Source organism: Chitinophaga sp. 22308, assembly GCF_052045305.1.
In the GTDB taxonomy this organism is placed as follows: Bacteria; Bacteroidota; Bacteroidia; order Chitinophagales; family Chitinophagaceae; genus Chitinophaga; species Chitinophaga varians_A.
Genome location: NZ_JBQEOP010000002.1, coordinates 1139618 through 1152185 on the forward strand (window position 1 = coordinate 1139618; position 12568 = coordinate 1152185).

9 protein-coding genes and 1 tRNA gene are annotated in these 12568 nt (G+C 51.2%); 3 read left to right on the forward strand and 7 right to left on the reverse strand.

Translation table 11 applies throughout. The features are described from left to right. Positions 1-39: 39 nt before the first annotated feature. The 3 genes from ACTJJS_RS11440 to ACTJJS_RS11450 all read right to left on the reverse strand — a co-directional run bounded on the left by ACTJJS_RS11440 (position 40) and on the right by ACTJJS_RS11450 (position 3022). Entirely contained in the window at positions 40-978 is a 939-nt protein-coding gene (locus tag ACTJJS_RS11440) for a magnesium transporter CorA family protein (protein ID WP_440663794.1), read from the reverse strand. Positions 979-1000: 22 nt separating this feature from the next. Further along, positions 1001-1786, reverse strand: coding sequence for a diaminopimelate epimerase (gene dapF / locus ACTJJS_RS11445; RefSeq protein WP_168873061.1), 786 nt, complete (start codon positions 1784-1786; stop codon positions 1001-1003). 354 nt (positions 1787-2140) lie between these two features. Beyond that, positions 2141-3022: a nucleoside phosphorylase gene (locus tag ACTJJS_RS11450; protein WP_440663795.1), complete on the reverse strand. Its 882-nt coding sequence runs from the start codon at positions 3020-3022 to the stop codon at positions 2141-2143. A gap of 197 nt (positions 3023-3219) precedes the next feature. Between ACTJJS_RS11450 and ACTJJS_RS11455 the strand changes: the two genes are divergently transcribed. Next, positions 3220-3290: transfer RNA gene (locus tag ACTJJS_RS11455), tRNA-Cys, on the forward strand. Between the two features lie 299 nt (positions 3291-3589). Continuing rightward, a complete protein-coding gene (locus tag ACTJJS_RS11460; protein WP_440663796.1) occupies positions 3590-4072 on the forward strand; it encodes a GNAT family N-acetyltransferase in 483 nt (160 codons plus the stop codon). A 70-nt stretch (positions 4073-4142) separates the two neighbouring features. On the opposite strand, the gene ACTJJS_RS11465 is transcribed toward ACTJJS_RS11460, so the two are convergent. From ACTJJS_RS11465 to ACTJJS_RS11475, 3 genes are all read right to left on the reverse strand, one after another. Then, entirely contained in the window at positions 4143-5447 is a 1305-nt protein-coding gene (locus ACTJJS_RS11465; protein ID WP_440663797.1) for a Gfo/Idh/MocA family protein, read from the reverse strand. An 89-nt stretch (positions 5448-5536) separates the two neighbouring features. Continuing rightward, positions 5537-7054, reverse strand: coding sequence for a sigma 54-interacting transcriptional regulator (locus ACTJJS_RS11470; protein ID WP_168873065.1), 1518 nt, complete (start codon positions 7052-7054; stop codon positions 5537-5539). A 31-nt stretch (positions 7055-7085) separates the two neighbouring features. Continuing rightward, on the reverse strand, positions 7086-8180 hold the full coding sequence (locus tag ACTJJS_RS11475) for a vWA domain-containing protein (protein WP_168873066.1): 1095 nt from the start codon (positions 8178-8180) through the stop codon (positions 7086-7088). 201 nt (positions 8181-8381) lie between these two features. Here ACTJJS_RS11475 and ACTJJS_RS11480 point away from each other — a divergent pair, with 201 nt between their 5' ends. After that, positions 8382-9227 (forward strand): sugar phosphate isomerase/epimerase family protein, encoded by an 846-nt coding sequence (locus ACTJJS_RS11480; protein ID WP_168873067.1) that lies wholly within the window; start codon positions 8382-8384, stop codon positions 9225-9227. 102 nt (positions 9228-9329) lie between these two features. Here the strand turns inward: ACTJJS_RS11480 and ACTJJS_RS11485 are convergent, their stop codons facing one another. Next, positions 9330-12563: a protein O-mannosyl-transferase family gene (locus tag ACTJJS_RS11485; RefSeq protein ID WP_440663798.1), complete on the reverse strand. Its 3234-nt coding sequence runs from the start codon at positions 12561-12563 to the stop codon at positions 9330-9332. Positions 12564-12568: the final 5 nt, after the last annotated feature.

Below are 12568 nucleotides of genomic sequence, written 5' to 3' on the forward strand. Positions count from 1 at the left end.
GTATAGGAAATAAAAGCTACTGTATAGCAATATACGATGCTAAAACCATTTCTTCTTCATGAAATACATGCTGATGATCACGGAGATCACGACTGAGAGGATAATGGGTATATAGAAAGCGTGTATGCTGTGCTGGTAGGGGAGCTCTACGTTCATACCGTAGATACTGGCCACCAGCATGGGAAAAGTAAGGATGATCGTAATGGAGGTCAATCTTTTCATGACCACGTTCAGGTTGTTGGAGATGATGCTGGCGAAGGCGTCCATGGTGCTGCTGAGGATATTGGTGTAGATATTGGCCATTTCGAGGGCCTGGGAAGTATCTACGACCAGGTCATGGAGGAATTCCTTTTCATCTTCATTGAGGCCGAGGAAGTTGGTCCTTTCCAGTTTCATCAGCAGCAGTTCATTGCTGCGCAGGGCGGTGACGAAGTAAACGAGGCTTTTCTGTATACGCATGATGGCGAGCAGTTCTTCGTTCCGGTTGGAATCGTAGAGTTTTGCTTCCAGCATGTTTCTGCGTTGGTTGATTTCTTTGAGGTAATCGAGGAAGTTGACCACGACTTTCTCAAAGATTTTGAGCACCATCATGTTTCTTTTTTCAGGAGAGCGGTTGTGGAAGGTGTCCAGGAACCGTTTGATGGCTGCGTTATCGAAGGAGTTGACCGTCAGGATCTGATTATGTGTGAGGATGATCACGATGGGGATGGTGATGTAATAGGCGTCGCTTTCATTGATGGAGTTGTTCTCCGTCGGTGTTTTGATAACGATGAGTTTTACATTGTCTTCCAGCTCATAGCGTGATTTTTCATCGATATCGAGCGAGTCGGTCAGGAAGTCCAGCGGTATGTCCAGTGCTTCGGAGAGCTGTTCAAATTCAGCCTGTTTCAGCGGAGGGGTGATGTTTACCCAGGCGTCGTTTTCAGGCGCCTGGATAGCCACTGTCTTGGAATCTATGTTTTTGAAGTATTGGATCATCTGCAGGGGTAAAAAAGCGTTATCAGCCAATGGTTATCTGTCCTTCAAACACCAGGGTGGCGGGGCCACAGAGCCAGATGTTGGAGAAGGTGCGTTCGCCGGTACGGGTAAAGCGTACTTCCAGTTGTCCACCAAGTGTCTGAACGGGCACTACATATTCTTTCTCTTCTTTGCCGGCGAAGGTAATAGCGGCGGCTGTCACGCCGGTGCCGCAGGAATAGGTTTCATCTTCCACGCCTCTTTCGTAGGTACGTACGAAGATACCGTTTTCAAAAGGCTGTACGAAGTTGACATTGGTGCCTTCAGCCGCAAAACGTTCATTATAGCGTATCTGGCGGCCTTCGTTAAATACGTCCACCGCTTGCACATCGTCCACATATTTTACAAAATGCGGGGAGCCGGTATTGAGATAATAATGCAGCGGGCCTTGTTCCACGAAGTCGACGTCCTGCATTTTCAGGTTGACCCAGTTCTCTCCGTCCATTGTGGCTTCGTGTTCGCCATCCACCGCGATAAAGTACAGGTTACCGTCACCAACGCCCATTTTATGGGCAAAAGCGGCGAGGCAGCGGCCTCCGTTGCCGCACATGGAACTTTCGCGGCCGTCGGAGTTATAATATTTCATGGCGAAGTCGTAGTCTTCACTTTTGTTCAGGAGCATCAGGCCGTCGGCACCGATGCCGAAACGGCGGTCGCACAGTTCGTTCACCTGTTCGTTGGTGAGCCAGTCATACTGTCCCTGCCGGTTGTCCATGATAACGAAATCGTTGCCGGTACCCTGGTATTTATAGAAATGGATCTGTTGCATAAGGCAAAGATAGAAAAGAATGGTGATGGTTTTCCCGGAGCTGCGGCCCGGGGGGAAAATTTAACGGGAAGTTCCCGCTTCCCAGGGCTGAAGCCCTGGGTGACGGTTAGTTCAGGCTTTTTAGGGAAGACCCCATTATTACGGCATTCATCTCTACATGTAGCATTTATAGTATTCATCTCCTTATGTGCATTTGTGGCATTCATCTCCATATGCAGCACGAAAAAGCTTCATCTTAATATGCACCATGGAAAGGCTTAAGCTGTCAGTTATGGCCCCCCTGCAAAACACGCCCGGAACACACAACGTAGCCCAGGGCTTCAGCCCTGGGGACGGAGCTGCGAAGCAGCCGTTTTATAACGTTGCAATAATCCCCAGTCCTTTCTGTATCAATGCTTCCACGGCTGCGCCGCCGTCTTTCGAAAATTCCTGCCGGATGCGGTTGGCCACGATGGCGCTGACAGACAGGCATTGGTGGCCGAGTACGCGTCCCATGCCGTATATGGCAGATGTTTCCATCTCGAAGTTGGTGATGCGATGTCCTTCATAGGAGAAGCCGGTGAGGTTGTCGATCAGGTTCGGGTTTGACAGCGGTCCTCTCAGCATACGGCCTTGTGGCGCGTAGAAGCCGGGGCAGGTAACGGTGATGCCTGTATGAAATCCGTCGGTGAAGCGCTGGCGCAGGTCTTCGCCGGCGGTGAAGAGGCATGGGCTGGCGCCACCTGGCTGCAGCATTACCTGGCCGCGGAAGGCTTCCAGCAGTTGTTTTTCTTGTGTGGTGTTTTCAAAAGCGTAGTAGGCCATGAGGTTATCAAGGCCAAGGCCATGGGAAGAAACGACAAAGCTGTCTACCGGAATGCTGTCCTGTAGCGCGCCGGAAGTGCCCAGGCGGATTACCTGCAGGGAGGTCAGCTGGTCTTTCACGAGGCGTGTCTGGAAGTCGATATTAACGAGGGCGTCGAGTTCATTGAGCACGATATCGATGTTATCTGTACCGATGCCGGTGGATACGACAGACAGTCTTTTGTTTCCGATATAACCGGTATGGGTAACAAATTCGCGGTGTTGCGATTTGTGTTCTATTTTATCGAAGTGTTTGGTCACTGCCGGAACACGGTCCGGATCGCCCACAGTGATGATGGTATGAGCCAGTTCTTCCGGTCTTACGTCCAGGTGATATACCGCTCCACGGCTGTTGATAATAAGCTCAGATTCAGCAATACGTTTATTCTCCATGTTATTAATTTTTAATTCAACATTCCTTGTTGGCACCTCAATATTCCCACGTTCTGTATAATTATCAAAATATTTTTTTAGATATTTTTTGAATAATATTTGGTGGTTATCAGAAATTTACTACTTTTGCAATCCCACAAAACGACGGGGACGCCCGCTGAAGGCAAGCATCAGCAAGTGTTTTGGTCGGATTGTATGGTTCCGTGGCCGAGTGGCTAGGCAGAGGTCTGCAAAACCTCGTACAGCGGTTCGAATCCGCTCGGAACCTCAGATGGGAAAGTAAGAAGCCGCTCTTGTAGCGGCTTTTTTGTTTTCTTGCCCATGGCTGTTTTCAGCCGGTTGGTGCAACGCATGGAAGCAGGTTGTTTTTCCCCGCATATTGGTTCTTATCCAGCCATTTTTTTTCTCTGAAAATTAATTTTTTGTTTGATCGTTTACCTGTGAATTTGTCGTAAATTGCTTATCCCGCAAAAGTTTGGGGGTGTTCCCGGAAACCAGTCAGAGAGATAGGAACGCCCTATTCCGGAAGGCTTTTGCGTTTTCCCGATAATTTTTAAAATTGTGGCGATGACAGAGATCATTAAAGTAACCGCAACAGATACCGGAAGCCTGGAACAGGTAAAACTACTTTTCAGAGAATATGCCAACTGGTTAAATGTTGACCTTAGCTTTCAGCAGTTTGAAGATGAGATGGCCCACCTGCCCGGCGTATATTCCGCCCCCGGCGGCGCCCTGTTACTGGCCAAAGTAGATGGCCAGGTGGCAGGATGTGTGGCTATCCGTCCTTTTGACAACACTACCGCTGAAATGAAACGTCTTTTCGTAAGGGACGTTTTCAAGGGCCATGGCGTAGGCAAGGCATTGGCGGCTGAAGCCATTGAAGAGAGCCGTAACCTGGGCTATAAACGTATTCTGCTCGATACGCTGGCACATATGCGGCCGGCCATTGAATTATATACGTCGCTGGGATTCCAGCCTATAGCAGCGTATTACGACAACCCTATCAGCAGCGCGGTATACCTGTCGCTGAGCCTGGAGAAAGCTTCCTGATCAGTGTAGAAGGGCGCAGGCAACAAGTGCTTTTATTATGCATGTTTGCTGCGCTGCGCCTTTGAATGAATTAGCCGACAGACGGCAGTTTGTACCCATTATGATATCCGGCAGCCAGCATTTGATTGGCGTCGCTGTCGGTAAACTGTCCTGCGTGTTTGTCCCAATACAATTTTTTCCCGGTCCTGAAGGCTACGTTCCCCATTTGAGCCATGGTAGCGATATGCGCGCCTGCCTGTACCGGCGTGCGCAGGTCGTCCAGCCGGCGTGAACGGACTACATCGATGAAGTTCTGCGTATGCAGGTCAAGGCCATTGTCCACGGCTTTCTGGCGGGCAACGGCTTCCATTTTGTCTTTTTCAGGGATTACTTCCCATCCGCCGCGGTCCAGCACCAGCGTGCCGTTGTTGCCGATAAAGGCGATACCGTGGTCGCGCCCGTAAGGACCGCCATTGATGCCCTGTGCCTGTTCCCACTGGATGTTGAAACCATCGAATTCATACACAGTGGTGAGGGTGTCGGGCGTTTCTGCGGCGTCGTCGGGGTAGGCAAACTTGCCCCCGGCGGCCATCACGGATTTGGGTGTTTCCGCTTTCATGCCCAGCAGGGCATAGTCGAGCAAATGAACGCCCCAGTCGGTCATCAGGCCACCGGCATAGTCCCAGTACCAGCGGAAATTGAAATGGAAACGGTTGGCGTTAAAAGGGCGCTCTTTAGCAGGGCCCAGCCATGCTTTGTAGTCTACGCCGGCAGGTGGGGCGCTGTCGGGCTTAACGGGGATGGACTTCATCCAGCCCATATACGCCCAGGCCTTTACCAGGCGTACCTGTCCCAGTTTACCGGAATGCACAAAGGCAACGGCGTCTTTAAAATGTTGCTGGCTGCGTTGCCACTGGCCTACCTGTACGGCGCGGCGGTGACGCTGCTGTGCGGCCACCATGGCGCGGCATTCCATGATGGAATTGCCCAACGGCTTTTCTACGTACACGTCTTTACCGGCGGAGCAGGCGTCCGTCATCTGGAGGCAGTGCCAGTGGTCCGGCGTGCCGATGATCACCGCGTCGATGGACTTGTCATCGAGCAGCTTACGGTAATCACTATACGCTTTGGCTTTGATGCCTTGGTGAGATAGCTCGCCTACACGTTTGTCCAATACGTTGCGGTCTACATCGCAGAGGGCTACACATTGTGCGGCCGGATGTTTGAGCATGGCGGTAAGGTCGGACCAACCCATCCCGTTGATGCCGATGGCGGCAATACGGACGCGGTCGGAGGGGGCAACAGCCCGTAAACCGGCTGGAATCATGGACACCAGGCCGGCGCCGCCTGCCAAGGCGGACGCGGAACGGAGGAAGTCCCTTCGTGTGTGTTTCATAATGTGGAATTTTAGGTCAACAAAATAATAAAAAATAACAAAGGCTGGTCAGAAAAGACCAGCCTTTGTTGTCAGATTATTGATAAAGATTAAAATTCGGGTTCGTCGCTGTTGTCATCCTCGTCATCGTTGCTCAGGCTGAAGTTCATCATGGTGCCCAGCAGATCGCTGAAGCGGGTATCGTTTTCCCCTACTTTTTTGCTGATGAGGGAGTACGATGCCAGTCCGTGCAGCACGAATTCCATGAGCAGCAGGGCCTCGCGGTTGTTGGCCTGCGGGAAACGGGCCTTCACCATGTCTTTCAGCCCTTCTACTTTATTGAGCGTGGTTTCATACTGTTTGTCGCTGATGTCCTGCATCAGTTGCAGTGAATTGCCTTTGTCGAACCACTGGATAACACTGCGGTAAGGGTTTTCCACGGGCACGGCCTGTTTCTTTTTCTTGAACGAATCAGGATTGGGGAAATAGGTAGCGAAGAGCGTGCGGATGGACTTGTCGAGCAGGTTATGCGCAACCTGTAACGGGCCTTCCTGTTCACCTTCGTACACCAGTTCTATTTTGCCGGTGATGGCCGGAATAATGGACATCAGGTCGGCTATACGGACGTGTGTTTCTTTTTCCTTGTTGATGATGGCGCGTCTTTCCCCGGAGCTGACGGCATTTTCAAAGGCGGCAATAGTGAGACGGGCGGAGACGCCACTTTTTTTGTCTACATATTCGCTGTTGCGTGCTTCGAAGGCCACCTGTTCTATGAGGCGTTTCACCATATCGGAGATGGCCACACGGGCTTCCTGGTCGGTATGTATATTGGCTTCCTGTTCTGTGATGAGCAGGGAGTTTTCGACGCTTTTCGGGTAGTGGGTGATGATCTGGCTTTCGATCCTGTCTTTCAGCGGAGTAACGATAGAGCCGCGGTTCGTATAGTCTTCCGGGTTAGCGGTGAAGACAAACAGGATATCCAGCGGCATCCTTACTTTGAAGCCACGGATCTGGATGTCGCCTTCCTGGAGGATATTAAACAGGGCCACCTGTATACGTGCCTGGAGGTCGGGCAGTTCGTTGATGACGAAGATGCCGCGGTTGGAGCGGGGAATGATGCCAAAGTGAATGGCACGTTCGTCCGCATAGCTCAGTTTTTGATTGGCGGCCTTGATCGGGTCTATGTCCCCGATGAGGTCGGCCACGGACACGTCTGGCGTAGCGAGTTTTTCGGCATAGCGTTCGTCGCGTGAGAGCCAGGTGATAGGCGTTTTATCGCCTTTTTCCGCGATGAGGTCACGCGCGTAGCGTGACAGTGGCTGGAAAGGGTCATCATTGACTTCAGAGCCTTCCACGATGGGGATGTATTCATCGAGGAGGTCTGTCATCTGCCGCGCCATGCGGGTTTTGGCCTGTCCGCGGAGACCGAGGAACAGGATATTGTGCCGGGAGAGCAGGGCTCTTTCGGTGTCTGGTATGACAGTATCTTCGTAGCCAATGATGCCGGGGAAGGATGTTTCTTTTTTCTGCAGTTTTGTTATCAGGTTGCGTCTGATTTCCTCTTTGACTGAAACGGGTTGATAGCCACTCTTTTTCAGTTCACCTAACGTCTTGATGCTCGTATCCATGTTTAAAAGTTACGCAATTCCTTGCCGGTTTTTAGAATAATTTTCGTTTCCCGTTTTCAAAGTCGTAGAACAGGAACTGGCCCAGATTGTCGGTACCGGAGAAAAAGGCCTTACCGTTGTTGGTTTCGGTAAACTCCTGCACGAATTTCTGCAGCCATGGATCTGTAGCTACCATGAAGGTAGTAATGGGTATTTTCAGTTTTTTGCACTGTGCGGCCAGGTTGAGCGTCCTGTTAAGGATTTTACGGTCCAGGCCGAAGCTGTTTTTGTAGTATTCTTTCCCGACTTTCAGACAGGTAGGTTTCCCGTCTGTGATCATAAAGATCTGTTTGTTGGGATTACGCCGCCGTCGCAGCAGGTCCATGGCCAGTTCCAGGCCAGCCACCGTATTGGTGTGGTAGGGGCCTACTGTCAGATAGGGAAGGTCTTTGATCTCCACCTGCCAGGCATCGTTGCCAAAAACGATAATGTCCAGCGTATCTTTCGGATAGCGGGTAGTGATGAGTTCACTGAGGGCCATGGCCACTTTTTTGGCGGGGGTGATCCTGTCTTCTCCGTACAATATCATGGAGTGGGAGATATCGATCATCAGGGCGGTGGACGTCTGGGTTTTGTAGTCTGTTTCCTTGATTTCCAGGTCGTCCTGATGGATGGAGAAACTGTCGATGCCGTGATTGATCTGGGCATTGCGGATAGAGGCGGTCACATCGAGCTGATCGATGCTGTCACCGAATTCGAAGGGCCTTGTTTCCGCGTTGAGCTCATCGCCCATGCCCGATTTCCGGATATTGTGATTGCCGACAGTGGATTTTTTGAGTTTTCCGAAGATCTCTTCCAGTGCGTTTCTGCGGATAGTTTGCTCCGTTTTGGCAGTCAGTTCTATCTTGCCGGTTTCCTCGTTTTCTTTCAGGTACCCTTTTTCGCGGAGTTCCTGAATGAAGTCCCCTATGCCATACTCATCGTTGGTCAGCCCGAATTCCTTGTCCAGTTCCGTGAGCCACTGCAGGGCTTCTGTAACGTCTCCGCTGGTGTAAGTGAGTAGTTGGGTGAAGAGGTCCAGCAGTTTCTGGAAGGGAGATCGGGTATCTTCGTCCGGTTTGAACCGGGAAAAAATTATTCCTCTCATAGCACAAAAATCAAATCAAAGTTCGTTTCTAAAATTAGCGAAAAAATATTTCCCATGGGTGTTCCATTTCCGGGCGGGGTTTTATGATTCCGTTAAGCCTAAGGGAAATGGCCGTTGGTAGTGGTTTTCGGGGAGAAATGACCAGAACTCTTGTATTTTCCGTTGAAAGCTATTACTTTCAATCATCAAAAAAATAACAATATGAAAAAACTGAGAAATGCGTGGCTGCTGGCGGGAGGTTTAGCGGTGGCAATGTTTGCACAGTCTGCTAAGGGCCAGGCCAGGGCAGATGCATTGGGCTGGAAACTGGGTGCCCAGGCATGGACATTCAACCATTTTACGCTGGCGGAAGCGCTGGATAAAATGGACAGCTGTGGTATCCAGTATGTGGAAGCCTTTCCGGGCCAGACCATCGGCGGTGGCATTGAAGGCAAACTGGACTATCATATGTCTCCCGACAAACAGGAAAAGGTAAAAGAACTGTTTAAGAAGAAACACAAGGTACTGATGGCTTTTGGCGTGGTAGTGCCCAATTCCGAAGCAGAATGGCGTATGTTGTTCGACTTTGCCAACAGGATGGGCATCCAGAGCATCACCAGTGAGCCGCAGGCGGAGTACCTGGACCTGATTTCTTCGCTCTGTGACCGCTACAATATCAAACTGGCGATCCATGACCATCCGAAACCAAGCCCTTACTGGAACCCTGAAGCCGTGCTGAAAGCTATCGAAGGCAGAAGCAAATTGATGGGCGCCTGCGCTGACATCGGTCACTGGGTACGTTCCGGCCTCGATCCGGTAGAATGCCTGAAGAAACTGAACGGCCACATTGTAAGCCTGCATTTCAAGGACCTGAATGAAAAATCTGAAAAAGGACATGACGTGATCTGGGGCAACGGTGTTTGTCAGATACCAAAAGTACTGGAGACGCTGAAAGCACAGAAGTTCAAAGGCCTTTTCTCTGCGGAATACGAGTACAACTGGGACACTAACGTACCGGAAGTAAAAGAAAGCGCTGCTTTCTGGAGAACAATGGTAAGCAACCTGTAATCATTTAATTTTTCCAATAAACCAAGAGCCCCTCTGGTCCGGTGTTATCCGGTTGCCAGAGGGGCTCTTGGTTTATTGGAATTTTGGTCTTTCCTTGTTCAGTTATTTGGAGGAGTCGGGGGCTGCTTTGGGAGCTGCGTTGGAATCCTCTGTGTTCATGTTTTGCATGCCTTCGCGGGCGTGTTGGCCACCAGGGCCGAAATCCACCTTCATACGTTCCAGCCATTGAACGAACTGTTCAGCGGTCTGTCCGTCACGCTGCAGGTCGGAAGTGAGTCTGCTGGCGGGCAGGGACTGGTAGTAGCGGATTTGCTGCTGGCAGTCTTTGATGATCTGGGCGCTCAGTTCTTCCGCGCGTTTTACATCACCGGCAATGTAGTGTGCGTACACGGTTTGCAGCGACGTATAGTTGTGCATGTTACCCGGAGTGGTCATCGCATACGGGAAGTTAACTTCCTTGAGGTTTTTGTCCATATAGGAGAGCACGGAGATAGCGCTGTCTTTGGAAGCACCGCCCTGAGTCATGGCCACGCTGAGGCGGGTGTAGGACTGGCGCAGGTAGGTCAGCATCTTACGGTTCGGTTCATCGAAGTAAGTACCTGGTGTCTGGGCACCACCGAAAGAGAACTTGTGCATCAGGTTATCGTACATCACTCCTACGTTGGCGTTGATGTCCATGCCCAGCGGGTCGGTTGCTGTTGGTTTAGGCAACGGCACCAGGTGGTAAGCCAGACCATCGGTTTGCAGGTAATCGTTCAGACCGAGGTCAGTAGGGCTGGTGAAGTAGATCGGGCGTTTCCAGTTGTTGGTAGCGATGATATCGTAAACAGCCAGGTCATTTTTCAGCAGGTAGCTTTTGGTGACCTTGATGGGCACCTGCGGCAGGATTTTATCTGCGTCTTTTGCACCTACAACGCCGTATTTCAGCACTTCTTCCTTGTTAACCGGGATAAACAACTGGCGGGTAGGCAGGAAGTTTTCTGCGCCACCGTCCTGGGTGTTGATCTTGTTGTGTTCATCATCGCTTCCCATGAAGTCCATGATGTCTTTCAGGTTGAAGTATTTATCTGCCGGAATATTTCCCGGATCGAAGAAGCGGATGTAGTTGCGGGTTTCGCCCTGGTATTTCTCAGGCGTCCAGCTCATCGGGATGGCCGGGCTTTTGTTGACCATTCTGCGTTGTTGATCGATATACCAGTCCACGCCCAGGAGGCTGAGGTTGATCACCCTGATATCCTGGCGGATGCCTTCCACTTCCTGTGCATACCACAGTGGGTAGGTATCGTTATCTCCAACGGTGAAGAGGATAGCGTTAGGCTGGCAGGATTCCAGGTAATCTTTCGCGATATCGCGGGCGATGTATTTGGTGGAGCGGTCGTGGTCGTCCCATTCCTGAGCGGCCATCAGTACCGGCACGGCCAGGAGGCAGAGGGCGGTAGCGATGGTGGGAGACAGGGCGCTTTTGGTTTTCTTTTTCAGGAAGTTGTACACAGCGAGCACGCCGAGGCCGATCCAGATAGCGAAAGCGTAGAAAGAGCCTACATAAGCGTAGTCACGTTCACGTGGCTGGTTACCGGCCTGGTTGAGGTACAGTACGATCGCGATGCCTGTAAAGAAGAACAGGAGCGATACCACGAGGGTATCTTTACGATGGTTGTTGTACTGGAAGAAGAAACCGATGATACCGAGGATGAACGGCAGGAAGAACAGGGTATTGTGTCCTTTGTTTTCTTTCAGGCTGTCCGGCATCATGCTCTGGTCGCCATAGATCATGTTATCGATGAAGGGGATACCGGAGATCCAGTTGCCGTCACGTACGTTGCCGTAGCCCTGGGTATCGTTTTGTTTTCCGACGAAGTTCCACATGAAGTAGCGGAAGTACATGAAGTTCATCTGGTATTGTACAAAGAACTTGATGTTATCGCCGAAGCCTGGTTTTTCGTTGGCGTCGAGTCCGAGCCAGGAGCGGTAGAAGTCCGCGTGGCCCTGATCGTTGCTGGCGTCCCATACGCGTGGGAACAGCATCATATCTTCGGAAGCGTATTTAGGCTCCATCTTTTTGCCGGCCACCACGTATTTCTTAGCGCCGCGGGCGTAGATGTTGCCGCCTTCGTCATACCGTTCGGGGCGGGCGGTGAACACCTGACCATAGATCAGGGGGAAATCGCCATATTGTTCGCGGCCGAGGTAACCTACGAGGGAGATCGGGTTGTCCACGTTGTACATATCTACAGAAGGATTGGAAGTAGAACGCACCATGGTGGTGATATACGTAGAATATCCGAGGAGAGTGAAGAGAATGAAAAGGATGGTCAACCGGCTGAAGTGCAGTGTTTTGCCCGCGTCGAGTTTAACGCCGAATGCTTTCAGCAGGGTTGGTATCAGCAGGAAGAACGCTGCCAGTAATACTTTGAAGAATACCACGCCGCCGCTGGTGTCATTGTAGGCGGGCACCAGGATCACGGAAGCGATCACGATCAGCGGAGCATACAGGCCGAGTTTGGGTTTTCTGTAACCCAGCACCAGTACTGCGGTAATCGCTGCAAAGTAGAAGATAAACCCGGAGAAGTAGCCCATGCCGAGGTTATTGACGAAGATAACGTCCATATAACCGGAGGCTTTTACGGTGTCCTGGATCAGGTATTTCTGGATCATACCGGTGATGGCACAGCCGATGATGAAAGCCCAGAAAGTGCCCCATGCTGTGGGTTTGAATCTTTTGAAGTAATACACCATAACGATGGCCGGGATGGTGAGGAGGTTGAGCAGGTGCACCCCGATGGAGAGGCCCAGGAGGTAAGCGATCAACACGATCCATCTGTCGGCATAAGGTTCGTCGGCCTCATGTTCCCATTTGAGGATGGCCCAGAACACGATGGCGGTAAAGAAGGAGGACATACCATATACTTCACCTTCCACAGCGGAGAACCAGAATGAATCAGAAAAGGTATACGCGAGAGACCCTACGATACCGGCGCCCATGATAGCGATCATTTTTTCACGGGAGATTTCTTCACCGGCTTTAACCATTAGACGACGGGCGAAGTGCGTGATGGTCCAGAAGAGGAACAGGATGGTGAAACCACTGGCCAGGGCAGTCATGGTATTTACGCCCAGGGCGGCCTGTGAGGGTTTCAGGAACATGCTGAAGAGTCTTCCGAGCAACACGAACAGGGGTGCTCCGGGAGGGTGGGGGACTTGTACTTTGTACGCACTGGAAATGAACTCGCCGCAGTCCCACAAGCTGCCCGTGGCCTCCATAGTCATAATGTAAACAGAGCAGGCTATGATGCAAATCACCCAGCCAACTATGTTGTTGGTCCTTTTAAAATTCATAAGGT

Bases quoted from the DNA above. Each gene is read 5' to 3' on its own strand.
- ACTJJS_RS11460 (WP_440663796.1), top strand. From the start codon at position 3,590: ATGACAGAGATCATTAAAGTAACCGCAACAGATACCGGAAGCCTGGAA.
- ACTJJS_RS11465 (WP_440663797.1), bottom strand. From the start codon at position 5,447: ATGAAACACACACGAAGGGACTTCCTCCGTTCCGCGTCCGCCTTGGCA.
- ACTJJS_RS11485 (WP_440663798.1), bottom strand. From the start codon at position 12,563: ATGAATTTTAAAAGGACCAACAACATAGTTGGCTGGGTGATTTGCATC.
- ACTJJS_RS11450 (WP_440663795.1), bottom strand. From the start codon at position 3,022: ATGGAGAATAAACGTATTGCTGAATCTGAGCTTATTATCAACAGCCGT.
- ACTJJS_RS11475 (WP_168873066.1), bottom strand. From the start codon at position 8,180: ATGAGAGGAATAATTTTTTCCCGGTTCAAACCGGACGAAGATACCCGA.
- ACTJJS_RS11480 (WP_168873067.1), top strand. From the start codon at position 8,382: ATGAAAAAACTGAGAAATGCGTGGCTGCTGGCGGGAGGTTTAGCGGTG.
- ACTJJS_RS11440 (WP_440663794.1), bottom strand. From the start codon at position 978: ATGATCCAATACTTCAAAAACATAGATTCCAAGACAGTGGCTATCCAG.
- ACTJJS_RS11470 (WP_168873065.1), bottom strand. From the start codon at position 7,054: ATGGATACGAGCATCAAGACGTTAGGTGAACTGAAAAAGAGTGGCTAT.
- dapF (WP_168873061.1), bottom strand. From the start codon at position 1,786: ATGCAACAGATCCATTTCTATAAATACCAGGGTACCGGCAACGATTTC.